Source organism: Haloarcula halobia, from assembly GCF_029338255.1.
GTDB classification, from domain to species: domain Archaea; phylum Halobacteriota; class Halobacteria; order Halobacteriales; family Haloarculaceae; genus Haloarcula; species Haloarcula halobia.
The window spans coordinates 2,613,002-2,634,757 of the sequence record NZ_CP119787.1 but is presented as its reverse complement, the minus strand read 5'-3'; the positions used below and the strand labels follow the sequence as shown (position 1 = coordinate 2,634,757).

16 protein-coding genes and 1 pseudogene are annotated in these 21,756 nt (G+C 54.3%); 10 read left to right on the top strand and 7 right to left on the bottom strand.

Annotated features, from left to right (window positions below; all coding sequences use genetic code 11):
• Positions 1-58: 58 nt before the first annotated feature.
• The 4 genes from P1K88_RS13935 to P1K88_RS13920 all read left to right on the top strand — a co-directional run bounded on the left by P1K88_RS13935 (position 59) and on the right by P1K88_RS13920 (position 7,021).
• The gene (locus P1K88_RS13935) at positions 59-1,966 is read left to right on the top strand and encodes a hypothetical protein (RefSeq protein WP_276410831.1); all 1,908 of its coding nucleotides are present in this window, start codon (positions 59-61) and stop codon (positions 1,964-1,966) included.
• Positions 1,963-4,476: a phospholipase D-like domain-containing protein gene (locus P1K88_RS13930; protein ID WP_276410830.1), complete on the top strand. Its 2,514-nt coding sequence runs from the start codon at positions 1,963-1,965 to the stop codon at positions 4,474-4,476. The genes P1K88_RS13935 and P1K88_RS13930 overlap by 4 nt, the downstream gene beginning before the upstream one ends.
• A gap of 375 nt (positions 4,477-4,851) precedes the next feature.
• Entirely contained in the window at positions 4,852-5,649 is a 798-nt protein-coding gene (locus tag P1K88_RS13925) for a metallophosphoesterase family protein (protein ID WP_276410829.1), read from the top strand.
• 88 nt (positions 5,650-5,737) lie between these two features.
• A complete protein-coding gene (locus P1K88_RS13920; protein WP_276410828.1) occupies positions 5,738-7,021 on the top strand; it encodes a type II toxin-antitoxin system RelE family toxin in 1,284 nt (427 codons plus the stop codon).
• A 920-nt stretch (positions 7,022-7,941) separates the two neighbouring features.
• On the opposite strand, the gene P1K88_RS13915 is transcribed toward P1K88_RS13920, so the two are convergent.
• From P1K88_RS13915 to P1K88_RS18595, 7 genes are all read right to left on the bottom strand, one after another.
• Positions 7,942-8,739 (bottom strand): HNH endonuclease, encoded by a 798-nt coding sequence (locus P1K88_RS13915; protein WP_276414149.1) that lies wholly within the window; start codon positions 8,737-8,739, stop codon positions 7,942-7,944.
• A 50-nt stretch (positions 8,740-8,789) separates the two neighbouring features.
• Positions 8,790-9,203 (bottom strand): hypothetical protein, encoded by a 414-nt coding sequence (locus P1K88_RS13910; protein WP_276410827.1) that lies wholly within the window; start codon positions 9,201-9,203, stop codon positions 8,790-8,792.
• Between the two features lie 725 nt (positions 9,204-9,928).
• Positions 9,929-10,783, bottom strand: a complete 855-nt coding sequence (locus P1K88_RS13905) for a hypothetical protein (RefSeq protein WP_276410826.1) — start codon at positions 10,781-10,783, stop codon at positions 9,929-9,931.
• A gap of 457 nt (positions 10,784-11,240) precedes the next feature.
• Positions 11,241-12,203: a hypothetical protein gene (locus tag P1K88_RS13900; protein ID WP_276410825.1), complete on the bottom strand. Its 963-nt coding sequence runs from the start codon at positions 12,201-12,203 to the stop codon at positions 11,241-11,243.
• 450 nt (positions 12,204-12,653) lie between these two features.
• Positions 12,654-13,511, bottom strand: a complete 858-nt coding sequence (locus P1K88_RS13895) for a DUF8168 family protein (protein ID WP_276410824.1) — start codon at positions 13,509-13,511, stop codon at positions 12,654-12,656.
• Positions 13,512-13,844: 333 nt separating this feature from the next.
• Entirely contained in the window at positions 13,845-14,828 is a 984-nt protein-coding gene (locus P1K88_RS13890) for a hypothetical protein (protein ID WP_276410823.1), read from the bottom strand.
• Between the two features lie 2 nt (positions 14,829-14,830).
• On the bottom strand, positions 14,831-15,358 hold the full coding sequence (locus P1K88_RS18595; RefSeq protein ID WP_473092253.1) for a DUF8112 family protein: 528 nt from the start codon (positions 15,356-15,358) through the stop codon (positions 14,831-14,833).
• Between P1K88_RS18595 and P1K88_RS13885 the strand changes: the two genes are divergently transcribed.
• The 6 genes and pseudogenes from P1K88_RS13885 to P1K88_RS13860 all read left to right on the top strand — a co-directional run bounded on the left by P1K88_RS13885 (position 15,239) and on the right by P1K88_RS13860 (position 21,740).
• Positions 15,239-15,541, top strand: coding sequence for a hypothetical protein (locus P1K88_RS13885; RefSeq protein ID WP_276410822.1), 303 nt, complete (start codon positions 15,239-15,241; stop codon positions 15,539-15,541). The genes P1K88_RS18595 and P1K88_RS13885 overlap by 120 nt on opposite strands.
• An 88-nt stretch (positions 15,542-15,629) precedes the next feature.
• Positions 15,630-15,851 carry a winged helix-turn-helix domain-containing protein gene (locus tag P1K88_RS13880; RefSeq protein WP_276410821.1) on the top strand — a complete coding sequence of 74 codons (222 nt, stop codon included), beginning with the start codon at positions 15,630-15,632 and terminating at the stop codon, positions 15,849-15,851.
• A gap of 177 nt (positions 15,852-16,028) precedes the next feature.
• Positions 16,029-17,306, top strand: a complete 1,278-nt coding sequence (locus P1K88_RS13875) for a hypothetical protein (protein WP_276410820.1) — start codon at positions 16,029-16,031, stop codon at positions 17,304-17,306.
• A gap of 64 nt (positions 17,307-17,370) precedes the next feature.
• Positions 17,371-18,052 (top strand): annotated as a pseudogene (locus P1K88_RS13870) (DDE-type integrase/transposase/recombinase).
• Between the two features lie 83 nt (positions 18,053-18,135).
• Positions 18,136-20,934: an alkaline phosphatase family protein gene (locus P1K88_RS13865; RefSeq protein ID WP_276410819.1), complete on the top strand. Its 2,799-nt coding sequence runs from the start codon at positions 18,136-18,138 to the stop codon at positions 20,932-20,934.
• Positions 20,931-21,740, top strand: coding sequence for a hypothetical protein (locus P1K88_RS13860; RefSeq protein ID WP_276410818.1), 810 nt, complete (start codon positions 20,931-20,933; stop codon positions 21,738-21,740). Before P1K88_RS13865 ends, P1K88_RS13860 begins: the two co-directional genes overlap by 4 nt.
• Positions 21,741-21,756: the final 16 nt, after the last annotated feature.

Sequence of the window (21,756 nt, the reverse complement as noted above, 5' to 3'; positions counted from 1 at the left end):
GTAATTCACCAGGAAAACGCTCCGAAAATATTTCTCTCCAGATTATATAGAATAGTGTATGCTGATCGAGCCCCGCTGGAGTGCGAAGATTGATGAACGGGGAATGCCCGCGGATCCGTTGAATGCGAACCGGTCACGGAATCGATTTCGGAATTTGTTCGCCCATGGATCAATTACATCGATAACACTTCGACTTCGCTACCTGTCGATTTTCTGCTGGGCATTAGAGGAACTGGATGCGGATGCAGACAATCGATATCAGCGGGTGAAAAACGTCGAGAAGATGTTCTGTCTTGCTAGTCGGTACCGCCAGTTAGAAACGGATCAAGGCGGAGAAGCGCTTCGCGGGATGGACGGGAACTCTCGGTTCAACTTTGACCACGAGGAGTTTGAGGAGGTTGATCTCGATGAGTTAGAGCTGTTGAAGAATGATGGCTACGCGTACGCTCAGTTCTACCAGAATCAACTGCAGAATTATCTGTTGAAGCGAGGTGATTTCGAGTTGACTGGAGCTGGACACGAACTCGCAGAGATCGTTGATCGGACCGTTGGTGACGAACGGGACCGAATCCTTGCGTGCGCACGTGATAGACGGGCTGAACGCGGTGATATTGAGGCAATCGCGCGGGGCTTTGCGAATCAGTCCGTGTATCTGGAGGATGACTTCGAGTCAGAGCGGCGAGCACTACAACAAATCATGCTCGGGTTCGTGAACTGGGACGGCAACAAACAATCAGGAACGGTCCAATTGGCAGATGGGTTCCCTGAGAATTTTGAATTGGATGTTCTTGAGCATCTGAAAACAACGATAGAAGAAGGTGAGTTCGAGGAGGCCGGGGCAAGTTCGCTGTATCAACGGTATTTCCGCGGGTTTCACGATATGCGAGCGGCCCATGCGTGTTTCCTATGTCGGTTCTGGAAGTTATATGCCGCTGATGACGCCGATCAGCTGCACCTGACTGCAAGTGATGCGAGGCGGTTCAATCAGTATCGAGAATTGATGCGGTTGTACTGGTTGCAGAGTTATGCGGGACTCGCTATCGAGGGGCAGTTAGAAGCCGTGTGTACATTCTTGAATGCGCGCATACCACCGCGGGCTGACTATGAGACACTACTGGCAGAGGTGACAGACGAACGTAAGATGTCTGCAGCATTTTCAGCAGTGGCCAGCGGTGTTTCAACGACACAGAGTGAAGAGACGGCAGACCCAGTCAACGCGGTACGTGATTTGATGCTGTACGGAATCGCTGAACGGAACGACCTGTCCATTACTGTACCTGAGGCCACCGCCGCTGAGACAGTGACGGTCGGCGAAGCGATGGCAGACATTGAGTCTGTCGTGTCCAGAGGGTGGAAAGCAGAACCGGCAGTAGCCGGTGAGACCAATCTGAATGAGGCCCTGCTGGGGCAATCGCTTCGTTCGTCACTGAATCAACTGCACGACGAGATCGATGACGAGCAAGCCCAATTGGAATCTTGGACAACGAGTTTAGCGCGGTCAGTTGCACTACTCTTGCTAGTTGTCGCTCGGTTCAAACAGGTGCAATCAGATCGTGAGTGGCTATACAACTACGCGTACAACCGGTTCGACTCGCCGTATACATCCCTCCCAGAGCTAACTCGGTTCGTTGAAGCCACTGACGAGGAACTGCCATTGTCTGAATTCGCACGAAAAGTGCTGCACGAAAAGGTGGTACAAACGCATATGGAAGTATTTTACAGTCGGCTGAGTCCGGGGAACCTCAAACGCGCCGTATCCTTCGATCAAGACGAACGGCTGTGTCTGGAAGCAGATGTCGAACGCGGGTCCCGACCGTTTACTGCGCGGTCGTCGCTCATCCGTTTTAGTGAGATGAACACGCTGCTCCGCGATGCCGGGCTCCTGACGACGACAGAAGATGGGTATGCACCGACCTCGGCTGCTTCCGACGTGTTGTCCCGGCTCGTGGAGGTGGATGACGCGTGAATCTCTTGGATATACTGGATGGCCGGGGATGGAGTATCCAGCAAGCGATTCAAACGACGTATCCGTTTGATCCACAGTTCTACAGTAGCTACGTGCGTCCGCGGTTACAACGCCGGAACTGCGAGTTACCGCTCGTCCTTGTCGATGGCAACCGGTACGAGCGAGAGATCACGAGTCCTGACTGGCGTGAAGCCCCGATTGGAACGGACTACCTATTGGAGCCAGTTCAGTCACGAGGGGTGTTTCACCCGAAAGTGAATCTGTTCGCGTCAGAACGAAGCGTCTTCTACTCGGTGAGTTCTGCAAATCTCACGCTTGAAGAGTACTGTAAGGCCGCCCAGATCGGATTCGCAGACGGGTTTCAAAAACCCACCTCCGAGGACGAGACAGCGCAGCTTGGCGATTCGTACTTCGTTGCGAAATCCATCCGTGATTTTTACACCGACTTACTCGACTACGAGGATTTCATCACCGGGCAAGACGCTCGCACCTACATCACCGAAACAGCAGAGACACTCGCATGGCTCGACGAAATCGAGGGGTCTGCTGTCGATGAGACCGACCGGAAGACCTGGTTTGTGTCGAACCTCGACGACCCGATCATAACGCAGCTGCTTGACAGAGTGGCAGAACACGGTGGTCGTGAGATTGAACGAGCCCGATTGTACGCGCCGTATTTCGGGTCGCCGACTGTACTTCGTGACCTTGCAGAGCGACTGGATGCCGCCCATCTTGAATTACTGGTCGAACCGGAAAGCACTGCCCTCACTGTAGACGAGTTAGCAGAGACGCTTTCCCCATTCGAGTATTCTGTGCGCCGAATACAGCCGGACCGAGAAACTCGATGGGTGCATGCGAAATTCATGGTACTCGACGGTGAATGGGGCCAGGCGTGTCTCTACGGCAGTCCGAACATGACCAGTACCGCGCTGACAGCGTCGGCATCACACGGAAACGTCGAAGCCGGCTTAGTGACCATCGCCCAGGAAACCGATGAAGAAACACTGGAAGACGCAGTCTTTGACTCCTCAGCATTCCAGTTCACCGTGTCAGAACCAGTCGCTAATCCAGCGGAACTGGACCTCCGATCGGCAAGCTACGAAGACTGGGAAACACGCACCCCAACCGAGAAAGGAGAAGTTCGGTTAGAAGATGCACGAGTCACTCAGCCTGGCTCTGAAGGCGACACCGAACTCATTTTGACCATCTCTGGACTGTCAGACAACCACGAGATCCGGGTGCATACGGACACTGGGGCTGAGAAAACCGTCAAGGCCCCTGCCGATGAGAGTTCCCAGGAGGTGACGCTCCTGCTCACAGGAGATGAGCGCGAACAGTGGACCGGCGCAGTCGTTACCGTCACAGTCGATGGGACCACCAGTAATCCGCGGCGCGTCGTCGAAGAGATGCAGGCATATTACCGTGAGTACCGAGAAATTACGCGGAGTGCCGGCACCCAGAGTTCAAACACATTATTGCGAGAGGTCCTACAGAACCCGGACACTGCAGCTGTCAACGTCTTCGACATCGCCCTGTCCGAATTACAGAAACGAGCAAAGCAAACAGGCGACGACAGCCCCCAGACCGACACACGCTCACAGAACGACCCCGATGGGGAACGTCCACCGCCAAAGATCACCGAAGGAGATCGATCGCTGCCATCGCTGCACTCACTGGTCGAGGACCACCTGTCCTACCATCGTGAACAAGCACTGGCTGCGCTGACAGTAACGGACCGGCCAGAGCCAGCGACCCTCGACGCGTTTACCGACCACGCCCAGACGTTCTGGGAAACAATTGAACTGTGTTTTACACTCGACCGACTCGGTCACCTCGACACGGACCGCATCAACACGGAGAAGCTATTCAAAGCATGCGAATCCGAGATCGACACATGGCTTACAGCACTGACGCAGGTAGTTCAGCATGTGAATGGGATAATCGACCAAGCTGAGCAGAACCCGGATGTACAAGAACTATTATTCGGGCATCGTGACCAACCCATCGCAGACGAGCCAACGTGGCAATCACTCTGCGAGATCCTCTTCCTGCACCCCGGTATCGTCCTCGAATTCGAACACCGTTCAGGCTACACCGTCTTCCGCTCACAGAACAGGCTCGCCAGTCGCCTCGTCGTTGTCTTCATAGACATACACCCGTACATCGGCCAGCATCTCATGATGGGCGCACCACTCATCGAGCAAGTGAACACGCTCCTCAGCAATCTCACGGTCGAACTCGGTGCCGAGGACAGCGAAATCGAGCTATCCGGACGCGGGATTCAAGCACTGCTACTCTACCTGCTCATTCAACGATTTGCGAACCAAGACGCCTTCTTCAACGGAGCAACACCGCATCCAGACACTTCGCAGGAGGATATCTCGGCAGTAGCAGAATACGTGATTCAAGCCGAAGACGCACTCGTCACCTACGATCTCATGAGTTCACTAATGCTGACAGTGACTGTTAAAAACGAACTCAACGACATCAAATCCTTAACAACCGCGTGACAGCGCCACCGCTATCCGCGGCAAGACTGCCACTGCCATCTTCCGAGAGTCTGGATACGATTCAAATACTTACTCCTCAAGAAATCCGGTCCTCCGAGACTGAACTTCGATATCCACATATCACAGGCGACTATGTGGATGTAGTAGTGGTGTTCTCTCCTGATTACTGTTGACGACCTTTCCCCAGGTCAGTCACTTCCTGAGCCTATCATCGTTACAGTCTCCGATGTCAATTGGCAAGCTGGACAGTCACGACGAGCAGTCATTGAACTTATCGACACTGCCGGTAACCCGCTTCGGCTTATTGACTACGAAGGTGCGGATATCCCGATCGACTGGAAGCAGAACCACCGGTACCGCATCTCACGATGCGGCGTGCAAAAAGGCGGGCAGGGATTCGAAATCGATCTGGCACCAAGCAAGAAAACGCAAATCGAACCGCTTGGTTCAACTGATCCAGCCACGCGACTGCTTGTCATTGGCGATACGCACATCGGTCGAACAACACATCCACGGACCGGGAAGAAAATCAGCCCTCGCCACGCACTTAGTATTGCGATCGAGTACGGGATTGACCGGGACGTTGACGCTGTCATACACGTCGGGGATATCTTCCACGAATCCGCCACTTCGACCCATGCAGACTATGTTGACACGCACGTTTTCGAACCATTGGCCGATGCCAATATCCCATTCTACTACATCACAGGGAATCATAGCTCATCACCAGGCGACGAACTTCTCCAACAGCGAACCGGAAATCTAGTGACCAATCTTGATCCAAGCGGTGTCTCGATCAATTCCCAAGTCCGCATCTTCGGACTCAATCACCACAAGGACGGGAACATTCCATGGAACGACTTAGCCTTCCCAACCCTCGTTCCAGAACCACTCAGCATCTTAATCCTTCACCAAACCATCGAACAACTCTCCGGCCACGGCCCAGAGACTGTAGACCTCGAACGTATCAACCGCCAATTCGGAGGCCAATTCGACTTCATCCTCGCAGGCCACCATCATGATTCCTACCGAACAGACTGGGGTGATGTTCCAGTCATGTACACCGGGGCAGCAGAACACATGAGTACAAACAACGACCCGGATGACCGTATTGCCTGGCTCCTCACCATCGAAAACAACTCCATCGTGTGTGACCGCTACGACATCCCATAATGATTCTATTTCGCGTGTTGCTTGGTTAATTTAGAATATCGCCCCTTTCCACGGGGTATAACTCGTTACCAGAATTCGATTGGAGCACATGCGCCTCATGGACTGTCGGGATTTCCTCTCCCGGTATGCAGCTGGCGAGAGCTACAAACCGTATGGCGGGCCTCTGCGAGATGGTATCAACCCTCCATCGGTATTCAATGATCATCAAACGACTGTCGGCTGGCCAGTGGACGGGCACGTTATCCCGCGAGAGAAGTACGAACACCGACTTCAAGACGCCACGCCCAGTGACGACGAGGTGCGTGCCGAGGAGGTCTTACACTTTCTCGAAGCCGAGTGGGATACGGCAGTCGGTGCATACGGGCTTGACGGTGTCACCGGATACACACCGTTCCATACCGATGAGCAGTCATACGGTGTCTACATCCCGCAGCGGTGCATCCGCAGTCTGGGGCATTTACTAGACGGTTGGGCACGAGAACTGACCGCGGAACCTGACACCCCACCTGAGTCGATCTATCTTGACGCCACTACGGATGCTAATCCCCAGTCACCGTTCGAGTCTCTAACCGAAGCGTTCGACCTCGCAGAGGAATTGCTCGTCCGGTACCGGTGGGTTGACCACCAACTAGAGTTACTCGCCACACATCTGGCAGACTTCACTGGTATCGTCGCGTATGATGTCTACTATGACCAGAATCGCCGACTTGACGCGGACGAAACCGCTACGCGGTACCGGTTACTCCGACAACTTGACCGTAGCGCAGCGTGTCGCCGTCTCGCTCCCTCTAGCCTGTATGACCCGCTCCTCCGCCGCATGACTGCGGCTTTCACAAACAACAACGACAACGCACTCTCACAGCTCAGCAGTGAATCGTCACAGGCGCTTCATCGACAACAGGTCAGCGTGCTCTCGTCAGCGTTCGATATCAGCACCACACATTCTGAAGGCTTCCTCGCTGATGAACTTCCATTCCGCCGACTCGACCGGAGTGTTCCCACCCGAATTCAGGTGTACATCACGCGACGGGAACCTGATTCAGACTACGGCACGATCACGAATCAACCCGGAACTTGCTCACTCGATGTAGAGCAACGCCCCATCTCTCGAACGGACGAATTCGAGCGGAGCTATCGGAAGGCCGATGGGACACTGAAACGCGACGTTGACAATCTTATCGAAGACATCAGAAACCGGTTCGAGCACCAGACATGGAAGGGGATGAGCTTCGGTCCAAAAGACAAACGATACATCGACGTCACAGGGAGCAAACGGCTTGTTGTACAAATCGACGACCAGACTAAAACAGTAACGCTGCTAGACTTCGGTTCTCACGACCTGCCACGCCAACACGGATTCAACAAGGTCTGATGCTTGCCCATCTCCTGGCATTTACACTCTCCTGGTTGGCAATCCTGATGAATTAGAGTCCACTAAGCAAGCAGATGTCCAGAAGGACGAATCGGGTACGGATCCTAATGATACGACGTCCATCGTATGATCGGAAACCAATCATCAGCTGACGGCAGTTGAGCAGGCAAGGACGATATAATGGATTCACAAGAACTGTTGTTCGATACAGAATTCCAGCTTTATTGAACCCCTCAGAAGATGACACATTCCGACTCTGTGCGGTCAATACAGGGCGCGTACCTCGCAGAGGGATTCCTCAGATTTGAGATAATCGGGTTGATCAGTACAGAGCTAAACCGATGTTGCAAACTCTTCAAAATGAGGTGTGCCCGATAGTATTAATGCACATTAGAGCTAAGGTTAGAGTATGTCTGACAAAGACTACGAAAAGAAGACTTCTAACAAAATCAAGGACGGAGTCGATAAGATCAAAAATAAAGTCACGAACGAAGAGTACAACGAGGAATCGAACCGATACCGAGATAAAGATACTAAACAATATACTCGCGCCCCAAACGACGAGTAAGCAGTCTCGTTTTAACAGATGATGTTGGTGAACAGCTCCAGAAATAAACGAGCGAGCAGTGATGGGTGCACCCTCTGTATCTCGCACGGCATTCCTGGCAGTTTTTAGGTAAGTCGGCGGGTTGACTGGTATGTGGGTTCCCTGTACTGACCAATTCGGGCTACCGTTTTCTGGCAAGGGTTCCAGGCGAGATACGCGCGCTGCATGCAACACGGCCACGATAAACTATCAGGAGTTGCGGATTCCAATACAGCCTTAAAAAATTTGATTCGGAGTTGTTCCGATGCGGACAGGCAAACGGTCAACTGCACGCACCCATCGTCTGTTCGAATGCGGTGTTCCTCTACGTGCTTCAATCTCCGTTCAACAAATCACTCACATCACTGTTCGTTTCATCAGGTTCGCCACCCCACGTTTCAACAGGCTCCAAGTCACCATCCGGTATGTCTTCCTCCTCACGCACAGTCGCGCTCATCTCCTCATCACGTTCCACTGGCCGCCCGCCACGACTGAATTCGTCGAGCGGGAACGCGTACGCAGCTGCGCGGTACTGCTTATGGAACGTGTTCCGACGCGACACATCAAACACTGATGCGACGTGCTCCCGGCTACACCCGCGGTCGAGTGCCCGGCGCACTAACTCGTCTTCAGCGCGTTGGAACGCTAACGCCCGGTCATCCGGGACGTACCCGCGCGCCGACGTCTCCACATCGCCCGGGAATCCCCACGCCCCGCTTTTCGCATCTTGATCTACCAGTTGCTCGTCCCGTCCCGCCACCATCCGGTCTAACCCCATCAGCACCCACAACCGTTCGCGTACCGCCGGCTCCGACAACAACACTTTCATCCGCACGAACACGTCACGGAACGGTGCTGGCCCGATCTCATCCAGCACGTTCAACAATAACACGTCATTCGGCAACAACACCTGCATATCAGCATGTGTTAGCGGCACCGGGGCATCCGTGATCATTGGCCGGTGATGAAACCAGTTATGGCACCCGCGGCACGTCACGGCTAAATTCTTCGGATCATCCTCCTCCACATCATCCGGGTTGCGTTCAATGTGGTGGACGTGCAGGATCGCCCAGCCGCGCGGCGGACCACGCGCCCCGCACCACTGACACCGATTCCCACGTCTAGCCAGCATCAATGCCCGCGTCGCCGCATCCACCGTATCCGCCCCGTGACTCCACCGACTCACAGCCCTACCCTCTCAGTACATCGCACTGTCATCGTCCTCGATACGCCTAGCATCCGCGACCGTCGTGTCTGTAATTCACTCATTCGAAATCGTGAACCCGCAGTCGTCTCCCGCGCTCCCCGGTACTCCATGGTGTATCGCTTCAAACTGCTATGCGGAGCTACGTGTCGTGTATCGTCGGCGTCAACGATTTCCCTCTGAAATCCGATTTCGAGCAGTACCGCTCCGCGAGCCGCGTCAACGCACGCGTCAGCCGCGTTATGCGTCACTAACTCCGTCGTCTGTCCGTCCTCGAACGCCATCACTGTCTCCGCACTGTCCGAGAACAGATCCACATCGTTCGTCACCTCAACAGTGACATCGAACCCGGTTGTCTCAATGTCGAGCGCCACCTGCTCTAACGTTCCCATCGGTTACTCTCCGGTGTTCTGTACAGATTCAGCGCTATCCGACCGGTGTCTGGCGTATCCGTTGCGTGAGGTGGCCGGGCGATGATCGCGGCTCTTCTCTCTGTTCCTGTTACTACCGGGTATGCATCTCCTCGATGCTCAGCATTATGGATGGAGCGCTTCTGTTGACCGACTATCACGACTACCTGTATCGTGGCTTCCATGATATATAAAATGATTGAATTTTGGTATTTTATATCTGTTCGCCCTTCTTGCTCCTCAAACCGGGTATTATCGCACTTTCACACCATCCAAACCCGAATATATTTAAACTCTTGGGTCACCGATACGAGCAGTAACTACCAGAAAAATTACTTAACAAACCGAGGTCCCCCAACAACAAGTCGTCACGGCCAGGAGCAGCGCTGAACTCGATGAACTGATTACCAGCGAAGCAAGCGTAATCCCATTACGAACGCTCGCTCACGATACCGTTGCGCCGGGGAACCACCATGACGGATTCTGGAGGAGACAGTAACCGACCGGCTGCCAGCAATGACTGATGTGATGAGACGATGCCGTAGCCTCGAAACATTATTTATCAGAAATGGAGTGGCAGGTGTTCTGCCGAGTTTGCTGTCGCAACTGCCTCAAACCAGGTCATGGTTGAAATCCATCACACCGTTCAATCACTGGATCACACTTCATCGAACTACTAGTTCTGTGAGACCCAGCCTTCGCTATTTTCACCAGTAGTTCCAGCTGAACTCGATTAGATCGTTTGTAATACGATCCCGCTGGCTCGCCGTGAATTCAACATCGCTTTTATAAAGCTGTGTTTTTATTCCTTTCCGAAGTTCACGCCGAACTGCTGGGGTTTTGTCAAACTCACCGTTGACACTAATCTCATCTAATGTGGATAAAAGCTCTGTCGCCAAATTGGCGACAGCCATTTTGTCAACAGCATCACCAGATTTGACCAAAAGGTCAGGTAGAGCGTTTGTGTCAGTGATTGCATCCTCGATCTGATGGTAGACAAGCAATCTGGTTTCGTCGCTAATTTCAAGCGTATCATCCTCATCGTCTGCTGGCCGTTGATAGCCGAACTCAAGCGTCTGCCACACTGGTTGACAACGCAAGACTGCCGTTTGAACGCCAAAACCTTCGAACCCTCCAATTTGCGTTGCGAAGACACAATTCAGCGCATCAACAGGTGTCAACTCGTCAGCAACACCCCCAGAGCCAGCGTTAAGAAAGTCTTCAGCGGCAGCTTTTGTGGTGAACAGCCCTGGAAGGTGCCGTTTCCGATCACCTTCGGCGATGTATGCCTGCCACACCAAGTCATCTGTCTGCTCTTCAGCATGTTTCTGTGGATTGATCGACGGTGTGTAGATTACCCTAGCATGCTGTTGTATATTGACCAGCGTCAGCTCCCCAAGCATAATCAGGTCCTGCACTGCACCTATTATCTCCTGGCTATCAGCCTCGGACTCGTCATTTCGAGATGTGAGCTCATGATCAATTCGAGCACTTGAGATAATCTCACCCTCATGACCCGACATGAATTGAAGAATGCGATCAAACAGCCTGGAGTCAAACATATACTGTATGAGTTAACTCAAGTGTTGAACATTATGTGACATTTCAGACAGTTAATCAAAGATATAAATCGCTCTGACACAGCGGTTGTTCACATTCGAATCTAATATAACATGTTTTAATCGTCCTTAATGGCATGATAAAAACGAGACTGGTCGGTGCCTCATATTCGGGAGTTCAGCTATCGATGCCTCGGGCTACTCAGACTATCTGACAATATTGCACAGAAGAGCCGAAGCGATATGCTTGGCCAATAGAACCGTGATACAGAGCACTTACCGCTTAGGTCTGTGGCTGACAGCCATCGCTACTGACCTACTGTCTCATACGAGACCCGGTTTGAAAAATAGGGTTTCCACGAAACCCTCCAGGCTTAACGAGTGAAGCAGAACGCACGCACCCGTACCATCACCCACACAGCAGATGATAGATTACCGCGAGCGTCCTCTCACATCACGCTCACTTCGGAACACGGCTCTCACCAGCCGGCCGGACACGGAACTCACCGAACCCAAACCGCGAATGCGTCCCGACACGCGTCACGCCGTTTCGCGCCGTCGCCACCGGGTCACTCCCCGCATACCCCACCACCTGCCCGTGATCAACCGTGACTACCTCATGGACATCACCACCGTCAACGAGCCGTGTCTCCCGTCGCCGCAACCCGTCATCACGCCGCCCATCCGTCGCCACCGACCCGGCCTCGACCGCCGGCGACTCCGTACTCGCGTCCCACCACCACGGTACCGACTGTTCATCCGCACCGGGGTACTCGCTCGACAGGACGTACGGTGACACGAGTTCAAGCACGTACGCGCCCGACGCCGTGTCCGTGAGTCGTCCGTAGTCAAGCGCATCGAGATCAACGATCTGCGAATCCGCTAGCGACAGTTCACCGAACCCGTAGTTCCGCGCCCCGCCAACCCGGATCCCGTCAAGCACGTCTCCAGAGACCGGCAGGACATCATCATCGCCCCGCCCAGCATGCAGGTAGCAGTGCACGAACCACTGCACTGACCGCTTCGAATTCCGCTGCTCCGGTGGTCGCCCGAAGAAACACGTCGGCGCAAACGCCATCCGGTCACCATGACGCTCCACGTCATGCGTGTTATGCGCATCTCGCGGCCGTGAATCCAACAACCACCGCTGAGCCGCATCCCGGAACACGAACAAATCATCATACGCCTCCACCGGCGGCAGCGACTGACCGAGCTTCCCCGCATACCCCGACTTCGAATGCGCGTCCGGGTACTCGCCGTATTCGCCCGGAACGAACACGCCGTGACTCACGTGCAACGCCCGTCGCGCCGCCTCGTCAACACGCCGCGCAATCGCGTTGTACAGCGCGTTCCCCGTCACGAAATACGGGTGTCCGAGGTAGGATCCCTGCATCTCGAACAACACCTGCTGGATGACACTCATTCACACACCCCTCCGTTTCCACTCCAGATTCTGGAACGATACGTCCCACCACGCGCACGACGACAACCGTCACCGACACACACCCCGTTTCCAGTGCCATCACCGCACAACCGCCTGTCAACCCGATTTTCAAGGAGGTAGTCTGCCAAGCGATGTCCACCGTATCCACCTCCCCACACCCTATTTCCAGTGTCTTCTACGCCACACCCATACTGCACCCGACCACACACCCTATTTCCAGTGCCATAGCCGCGAGCACGTCTCACACCAGCGTTTCCAAGCACCGGCACAGCGATCACCCACCACGGAGACCGCCCGGCTCCAGCCACAGGCCCATCAACAGTCCCTACTCGCCACATCGACAACCCCCATACCCCGTTTCCAGTGTCATCACCCCGTCCACGCTGCACCCGTCCACACGCACGCCGTCGCTCGCAGACCGCGTCTCTCTCACGCACCACGGTCATCACCACCTGAGTCGATACGCCCACCACGGTCGCTCGACCCGCCACCGTACGCCGCAACGAACTCCTCGATATACTGGAGTGCCGCCGACCACGACCGAATCCGCCGCAACTGCGCATCCAACACCCGCCACACCCGTTCACCATCCACATCGAACGGGTGCACCGGCAGGCGCGCCCACACGTCCGCGAAGCACCGCGCCGGCCCATCACCAAGGCGGGCGGCTGGACGATCGCCCGGCTCGCCAGTCACGCACAGCCGAACTCCAGGTACCGAGAGCACCGTCCGGTGCGGCGTCACCGGCCCGTCCGACTCCTCGACCGCCAGGAACAACTCCTCGAACCCGAAGCCTGCGCGGTAATTATCGAGCAGCGCCGCCGCCAGCAACGTGTGGTACTTCAGCGACGTGTACGGGTAATACAGCGACTCGTTGAACAGCGCCGCCACATCTGACGACAACCACGCCTCGTGCATCGCCACCGGCTCCTCGATCCGGACTAACTCCCGCACGGCCGCCCCACGACCATCTGCGTCCACTGCGCCCGTCATCACCACGTCACCAGTCAACAGTGATATCCGGGACGGAGCCGCGTGCGCATCCACCGTCTGCTCCGGCTCGCCATGTGGGCGGCTCAGCAGCGCCGCATCCCGATCCGCACCCAACGGCACTGACTCGTTTACTCTCACCTCAACAACCCGCTCACAAGCCGCTGCGTGCGCCTGCCCCCGCAGCTTATGCACATCGTGACGATACACCGCCAGCATCGGATCCACGTCCGTCGCGGCCTCACTGTCAGCAGAGTCACGACTAGCACCCGCAGTCGCCGCCGACGAATCAGTCATCGTCACTCCCGCCGGTATCCGACGCATCTACGTCATCATCTTCGCCCGCATCATCGGCCATCCCAGCATCGCCTGCACCAGCCTGGCTCTGTGCCGAACGCAACTCCGACGAAACCGGCTGAATCTCATTCAATCCGTCCGGGTCTGGTACATCAGGCCCCGATTGCTCCGAGTCTTCTCGATCATACCCGGCAGCATCCTCGTCAGATCCTCGGTGTTGCGCCGACCGGAGCGTCGTCGAAACCGGCTGGAGTCCATCAAGATCCTCATCCGCGCCCGTAGCCTCGTCGCCATCCCCACCGTCAGCTCCAGACGATCCGCCGTCCGACCCCGTCACGCCGACTCACCTCCCGACACACTGTCACCGTCAGGCACCGGCAGGTCACCATCACGAGCAGCCATCCGTTCCTGTAACGCCCGCACGAACACCTCACGACACTGCTCACGCCAGACATCGTCCTTGGTTGCCATCCCGCTCGTCGCATCCTGCGCGCGATTGTAGACACGCCGGAGTTCAGCGTCCGTGTACAGCGGATTCACCACTTCGGCGTCGACAATCCCGGCACCGAAGTTTCGCGCGCCGCCCAGTTGCATCGCGTACTCATCACTATGCGCATCCAAGTACGCGATCGCCTCGACGAGCAGACCCACATATTCGGGTTTCAACTCGCGGAGCGTGAGTCGCCATGTCCCCACCAGATTCCCGACGACATCCCGCGTCGCCTGCCTGAGTGGTTGGCCCTCATCCTCAGCATTCCGCGACCGCACCTGCGTGTTGAGCTGCCGGTAATGAGCCTCGGCTTCGCCCTTCGTCACATCCACCTGCCGTCGAATCGGTGAGAACCGAACCGGCCGGCGAATAACACGCCCCGCCCGATCACCGAACCCACCGAACAAATCGTGGATGACACAGCCCGCGTCGGCATCGCCATCAACACAAGTGCCTTTCTCGTGATACCCCGCATCCAGATCACGGTCATAGACGTCTTCGAGCATGTAATCCGCGTTCGACTCGCCGGGATGGCACGCCGTCGCGCCCGCCGACTGCACCACCCGCTCACACCCATGGCGCAGCCACCCCGACAACGTGAACGGCGAAATCTGCCCCGCAATCTGATTCTGCGGATCATCCGCCTCGTACCGATCCGCTGAGGCATGATGTCGGTCCGTGACGATCCCATCACCCGGTGCAAGCAGATCGATATTGAGGCCGACGTAGATGTCCGGGAACAGCATCTCATCGACGGATCGGGGGAGTTCGAAGTCGATGTCGAGGTGCGAGGCATCGAAGGCCTGCGTGTCTTCGTCCCCGTGCATCGTCAGCGAGCACCTCCGCGGGTATCCGCAGTTGCGCGAGGGGCACTGGTTTCGGCTGTATCGTCACCCTTCGAATCCGGCTCGGATTCTGGTTCGGATGTACTATCGCGTTCGGTGCTGTCAGCCCGCACCACCGGTCGCTGCCAAGGCTTGCGCGTCGATGGGCGATCCGCCGCGGCGAAGACGTCGCTCCGCGCAATTGGGTGTCGGAACCACGTGGTTCCCGGTAGGGGTTGTACTGTTGTGGTGTCCGCCGGGCTCACCGCGCGTGGGCGTGGTGCCAGCAGGACCGGCCACGACGACTGTGTTGCAGGGTCAGCACAGGTCCCGACGCGGCCGTCAAGCACGAGTTCGCGCACGCCGAGCGTAAAGTACTCCGTTGGCTCGTGCCGACACTCAGTGCACTTCACGTGCCCGAACTGGAAGGTCGGCTGGTCGGCCAGCCGGAAGGCGAACGCAACGAGCGGAGCGCCTTCCCGCAGTTTTTCACCGCAGGCTTCGCAAGCCGCGGCCCCTTCCCCGAGCGCAATCAACTTTATTTGGCTTATATCTTTAATCAGCTGATCATCGGACTCTTGTCCAGCGAACTCTATGTCGTGCATGGGTTCTTACCTTTGGAGTGGGAACCCGGCCCGCGTGATCCAACACGCGGGTATTTTGGTACAAATACCCCAACGGGACCGGGTGTTCACTCATTCCTATGGCGGCCTTAGTTATATGCTTAACGGATAGTAAAGGTTAATAGTAAATACACATCTAATGTGGTGGGAATAATGGAGATGCAAAAATATATACCAACAAATGCCACTCAAGATCGATGAGAACACTGAGAGGGTGATTGACGAATTCGTTGAAAAGGGTAATCTAACTACTGGTTCACTGGTAGACTTCACCGGATTATCTCGTCCGACAGTAACAAAAAGGCTTGATCGCTTACACGCAGCAGATTATATCGAATACCTTCACGAACCAACAGCTCTCTGGCGCTTAGTGGAGGATCCGAGGGGGTCACGAAACTCTTGAATACTTAAATCGAAATTTGCCGGCTCTGTTCTTGAGAACCCTCTTGTACCACTGATAGGGAGAATTTATCCATATTTTCTTCAGTGCCGACTAGTTGCAAATAATAAGTTATACATATTCATAATAGACAGTAGGTCTAATACACTTGGTCACATTTAGCAACCCAAAGGTGCTGTAATGTTATCTGAACCGAAAGTGCTGGCCCGTACGAAAGAGTTCATGCTTTCTGATGCGATTCCATCCACAGCTGATACAATTCGCTATGCAACTGTAGACACACAGTTTCGAAAAGACGAATGGCAGAATGTTGGGTCAATCGAACCTGAAATCCGGGATGTTCTTTCACCGTTTAACCATGTCTCACTTGGATCCGGCTACCCCGATATGGTATTTGCTGGGCCACCGCCCGCGTTCATAGAGCACCTAGACATTCCCCAAGATTCACTTCCGGTAATTGCTGTAGAAGCGAAGGGAGAGACCAAGCAGCGGACTGGTACGCAAGTGCCAGTAAAAAAAGCAATTCTGCAGGCGTACGACCGGCTATCTGAGAGTAATGCTTCTATTGCGACAGTTCCCTCAACTGCAATTACTGGACGTACCCGTCAATTGGCCCGGGAATTAGATATTGGTCTATTAGCAGTAACAGATAATGATGTCGCTGTTCGGGAACCACCCGTTCCAAAAGGGGTAGCGACAGATGACACCGCGTCTGCTGTCCGATGGCAAGCCGGTGCACAACGAATCGCTGATCAATCATTCCACTACAATCATCCAAAGACATATCTCGGGATTCCATTAGTGATTGCAAGCGATAGAGGGAGCGAGGAGTTGTTTGAGTCAAATATCGTTCATGGGTTCAAATCTGGCAAGTCTGGTGCTAAATTTTTAGGACTTGTTAGAAGTGACCACAGTAGAGAATTAGTAGTCACATCTTTGGGCAAAGAAGTAATTCGATTTGCATTAAGAACACATGGCACAGTCGGGGATACCCTTGAAGAAATGGATGACTGGGGTGGCCGAGGAAAACAGGAAGATTTGATCGAAGAGCATAGAGGGTGGGGTGAGTTTACGAGAAATCTATTGTTCCAATATCCTGCAACTCCATTCCTTGTGGATACCATCGAAAAGGAAACGCCAGACAGTACCAATATCGAAGAATCAACAGCTGGTCCAACACTGCCTAAACTCGTACAGTCTATGTACGACAAGCGCCCCGCATACACGGTTGAACTATTCATCCGGCAAGGTAGCGGTGCTCGGGAAAAAGTGTTCTCAGAAGATGATTCTCTATCTCCTGAAGCGCTGAAAACGGCCGATGTCTACCAGAGTACAACAGTATATCAATTTAAAATGATGCTTCGTCACAGTGGCATTCTGCATTCGGATGTGACTGCGAGTTCAACAGATCGATTAACACCCGCCACCGATTATTGGACACTTCGCAATACTACATAATAGACATAAGGGCACTGTCTAGTTGAGGGATTGAGAAGCGAGGAGGTCGTAATGAGTTCTGTCCATGAAACTCGCAGACCTCCTCAGAGAACGCTTAGACGTGGGGAATCAAGATACTTGGGCAAACGAGTACACGCCGACATCCGTACGCTGTTTCGCGGTGCGAAGTCACTCGATGAGGCTATCGTTGCTTGAAGTCGAATTTGTCTTAGACTGGGTGGGTGTCGATCGCTGTCACCAAATGATATAGTACTGGAAGAAAACGACACCGAAAAAAAACAGTGTGATCCGCTGATGGCAGCGCCGTCACGGTCGTAGTCGATGAGAAATAGATCGAAGTAGATGGCGAGGAACAGTGGCTCTACGCCGCCATCGACACGGACTCGAAACTGCTGCTCGAAGTTGACGTGTTCAGCCGCCGCGGGACTGACCCCGCGGCGGTGTTCCTGCATCGCCTCACCGAGAAACAGGATGTCGCCGACAAAGAGTTTCTCGTCGATATTGGTGGCTATCTAACTGCCTTTGCTTGCCACGAGTTGAGCGGTCAGGTCAACTACACAGAGCGGAACCACATCAAAAAGTGGTTTCAGATCGTGGCGATGCGAATTGACCGCATTCATTCATTTTGGCGGGGCAGTCAGTCAAGAGCTCGTCGGTGATTGCGGCGGTTCAGACACTACTACAACCAGGATCGACCCAATCAAGCGCCTGATGGACGAACGCCAGCTACCGAGATTCAGAACTAGATAGTGCCCCTGAAACAGATTGTCTAATCCCTGACAGAGGCGGTGGGCAAACACTTAGTGCCGGGCAGTCAGTGGATTAGACAATGATCACGGATTTAGAGGATTCTGCTGAACCCTCTCTCCAATTCGACGGTATTACCAACCTCACCGAAACCAGCTCAAAGATCACTGAAACGGTCGGAATCCTGTACTACGTTCCATCTACACACCCCGTTCCGCTGGGCCGGACGTTTTTAACAGAACTCGCGGATGATTCCGTGCGATGTCTTCATTATCCCCGTACCTTCCAAGAATTCGAAGAAACAGTACACAGTGCGATCGATTTCATAGCCCGCGAGCCGGGCGCTAACTCTGCAGTTGTTATTTGTCCGCCCGCCTTCATCGATCGACGAGACGATGTCGTCGGCTCATCGTTTTTGGAGTTCGCGCGGTTGGGGATTGAGGATTCGAACGTTGCTCAGCGAGAGGCCTACGGGGCTACAGTCGATGCCTCGCTTGATAGACACGATTTGTCGTTGGCTGAGTATCTGACCCGGCTTGTGGTAGCCGGTGCTGTCGGGAAAACGGTCGACACTGGAGCACTGCAGCGAACGCAGGAAGACGTTTATGAGGATGTTTACATCCAGTACGATGAACTCTCGGACGCTCCTGAACCATTAGCCGAGTTCTTTCTGCGTGTTCTGAACCTCCAGGAGAAGACGGTGTTTGATCGGCTGGAAGATAATCAGCAGCGGAACGTCTTCACCGTGCAGTGTGTCGATCATTATGGCGAAGATATCCCGACAGGCACGGGGAAGCGCGATGTCTTACTGCATCTTCGGCAGCTGGGGGAGGAGGTGATTGTGACGTTTCGGCGGTTAGCTTTGGAAACCGTGATTTCTCGGGAATCCTCACGGAATATCGAGGATCTTGCCCCGACAACAGTTGACCGGGACTTTATCGATACGCTGCAGGCAGCGGTCAACGAGATCGGCGGCGATGACATCGAGTTACGGTACGCTGATCCCTCTGATGCAGGAGAGCTTTTAGCGTCCCACTTTGGGCTCGTGTTTGCTGGGGCTGACGACGACGAGATATCACGGCGTTTCGCCGCAGCTCAGGATACCTTTGGTGACGAGGCCGAGCAACTTGCGAGCGGCGAACTGGGGGAGCGACCGACCCGGGACGCCCTTGATCGATTTGGGCGTTTCCTCCAGCACGTTACAGAGCTTGTTATGATCTCTGGTGGGGAAGCCGTTAACCAGGAACTCTCTGGTGAGGAGTGGATAGATATTGCTGTACCGTATTGGCGGGCGGCAATGGAATTAGAAGCGGAGGAGGTCGTTGCCTATCCTCACTTGACCGTGATGAATGAGGCGAGGGGCCGGCTGCTCGATCACCTTGAGTTGGAGGAAGAAGCGGCAGAGATCCAGGCGATGGAAGTCTCGTTGGAGAATCTTCCTGAGTTCCTTCGTCGGTGGTCTGAGTTCGTCTTGGAATCGACACCGACTGCTCCGTCTGAGTCGGATTTGCTGACAACGCTGGTGCGGAAATACGATGCGTTTACCGACCTTGTTGTCTCATCCTATCCAGAAATTGTCAGCTCGAACGAGCATCCCCACATCGCAGATCTGTTAGAACCGGGGTCGGAGAGCGACGTCCGCATCTTCCTGGTTATTGATAGCTTCGGCCTGATAGACTTCGAGGTGATTCAGCAGTTGGATGCCTTGGGGAGAGACCCTGCGGATGTCGATGTGCTCTATTCGAATCTTCCCTCGTATACACCCTCTGCGATGGCAACACTTCTCTCTGGACTTCCTGCCTCCGAGACGGGAATCTATGGATGGGCGCCGCGTCGGGGCGACAATGTCTATGACCTCCATCAGGACTATGGCTCCGATGCATTCGATTTCATCGACCGGACAACCCCCCACAGTTTCGAGCTCATCCAGTCCACCCATCTTTCCGAACGGGGCATTACACGAGTTGCCGAGCAGATAGCGGATATTCGCCAGACAACGGCACGAGATCTGACCGGGTCGCAGGCATCTCTCCGTGATGTGAGAGAAGAGTTGACTGGTGAACTAGAGAACGCGCTTCGGCAACGCATTGAGGTGTACACTGATCCGTCCCGGCCGCCAGAAGCCCGAGAGGCGATGAAGTCGGATTTCGTATTATACGTCAGCGATTTCGATTCCTTCCTGCACACGGCGCTCGATTTCTCTGAGTTCTCTAACTACTACCAGGCGCTGGGGGGATTTATTGATCAGATCTACGAAGATATTGAATCAGCTATCGAGAATGCGTACGAAGATGCAGAACCTGAATTTGAGTCTGAATCCATATCTCTCGTTGTTGCATCGGACCACGGGAAAATCACCACGTATGAGCGGGAGCAAATCATCGATTCTGTCCGATCCGACTACCGGTTCAATACGTCCATGCTGACGGAAGCCTTGGATGTGGACGAGGTATTCGAGTTGAATTGCGAACGGTTAGAGGGGAAAACCAGATCCAATACGACCCGTGTCCCCCTTGGCCTCGCAGGCTCGGGCCGATCAATTCCATTTGATGAGGCACGTCGCTATATCTCGGATGACGAAACACTCTCAGATGAGACAATCGCGGAGGCAGTCCGGGTTAAGCCCTATCTAAACTCTGGGTCAAAGTACATGTACGGATGGACGAGTAGTGTCGAAAACGACACGATGACACGACTGGAACAGCAGCCCGGTATTGACGTTGATCTACCTTCGGGCGAGGCAATATTTGATTCGCCAACGATCGGGACGCTGTCACGGTATGCGGTTAAGGGACCACGGGCAACCGACCACGGCCACCACGGCGGGACGTCACTTGGAGAATTATGTGGTGTCCGCTTAGAATTTGAACTACAATCATGAGTGACAGTACTGACGAGGCTGTCGGAGCAGCGGCAAAGAAAGAGGACCTGGATCTCGCTCTCCCCCAGTTAGGGAACCAACGGGTTATCGAAGGTCTACAGCGGTTTGTCCGCTTAGTCTCCAGAAATCCCGGTATCACTGAAGAAGAGCTCCGTGAACAGATGGAGACCATCAACGAAGAACGCGACAACAATCTATTCAGTCATCCGCTGGACGAGTGGTTCACCTTCACGCTGCCCGGATACGCCGGCTCCGTAGAAGTCATCGAACAACGTGAGGACGGGATCTATCTCACCGAGGAAGGGCGTGACCTCGTTGAGGCCTCACCTCAGGATGTCGCTGCCTTCCGACTCCTAGTCGAGAAATCCCGGGACAACTTCGTATATTTCTGGAGAGCCATCAAAGGTGTCGACAAACGAATTGCAGAGCGGAATTACGATCTCGGCACCAACCGAGGAAATGCGATCAATGACATGATGAAATTCGATGCAAAGGGGAATTCGAACACCGCAGGGACGATCGGCGGCATTCTCAATGACCTGGGAATACTGAAAAAGGAGGGCCGGCGATGGAAAATCGACCCCACGCAGTACCTCTACTTCCGACAGAATGACGAAGAGATCGTGTTACAGATTCTCGAAGAGAATGACCGCCATATGCCGTATTCGGATCTTGAACATATCCTGAAAATGGATTTTGACTGGGATTCATCACGCATCGATGAAGTGTTAGGTGAATTAGAGGACGGTGGACATATTTCAACCCGTAGGTACCACGGCAGGAAAATTATGGAGGTAGTCGACTGACCTCTCATGGCGCTTG

Excerpts from the sequence above, each read along its gene's own strand:
- P1K88_RS13860 (WP_276410818.1), top strand. The coding sequence starts at position 20,931 with ATGAGTGACAGTACTGACGAGGCTGTCGGAGCAGCGGCAAAGAAAGAG.
- P1K88_RS13935 (WP_276410831.1), top strand. The coding sequence starts at position 59 with ATGCTGATCGAGCCCCGCTGGAGTGCGAAGATTGATGAACGGGGAATG.
- P1K88_RS13875 (WP_276410820.1), top strand. The coding sequence starts at position 16,029 with ATGTTATCTGAACCGAAAGTGCTGGCCCGTACGAAAGAGTTCATGCTT.
- P1K88_RS13910 (WP_276410827.1), bottom strand. The coding sequence starts at position 9,203 with ATGGGAACGTTAGAGCAGGTGGCGCTCGACATTGAGACAACCGGGTTC.
- P1K88_RS13915 (WP_276414149.1), bottom strand. The coding sequence starts at position 8,739 with ATGCTGGCTAGACGTGGGAATCGGTGTCAGTGGTGCGGGGCGCGTGGT.
- P1K88_RS13905 (WP_276410826.1), bottom strand. The coding sequence starts at position 10,783 with ATGTTTGACTCCAGGCTGTTTGATCGCATTCTTCAATTCATGTCGGGT.
- P1K88_RS13890 (WP_276410823.1), bottom strand. The coding sequence starts at position 14,828 with ATGCACGGGGACGAAGACACGCAGGCCTTCGATGCCTCGCACCTCGAC.
- P1K88_RS13895 (WP_276410824.1), bottom strand. The coding sequence starts at position 13,511 with ATGACTGATTCGTCGGCGGCGACTGCGGGTGCTAGTCGTGACTCTGCT.
- P1K88_RS13880 (WP_276410821.1), top strand. The coding sequence starts at position 15,630 with ATGCCACTCAAGATCGATGAGAACACTGAGAGGGTGATTGACGAATTC.
- P1K88_RS13920 (WP_276410828.1), top strand. The coding sequence starts at position 5,738 with ATGCGCCTCATGGACTGTCGGGATTTCCTCTCCCGGTATGCAGCTGGC.
- P1K88_RS13865 (WP_276410819.1), top strand. The coding sequence starts at position 18,136 with ATGATCACGGATTTAGAGGATTCTGCTGAACCCTCTCTCCAATTCGAC.
- P1K88_RS13900 (WP_276410825.1), bottom strand. The coding sequence starts at position 12,203 with ATGAGTGTCATCCAGCAGGTGTTGTTCGAGATGCAGGGATCCTACCTC.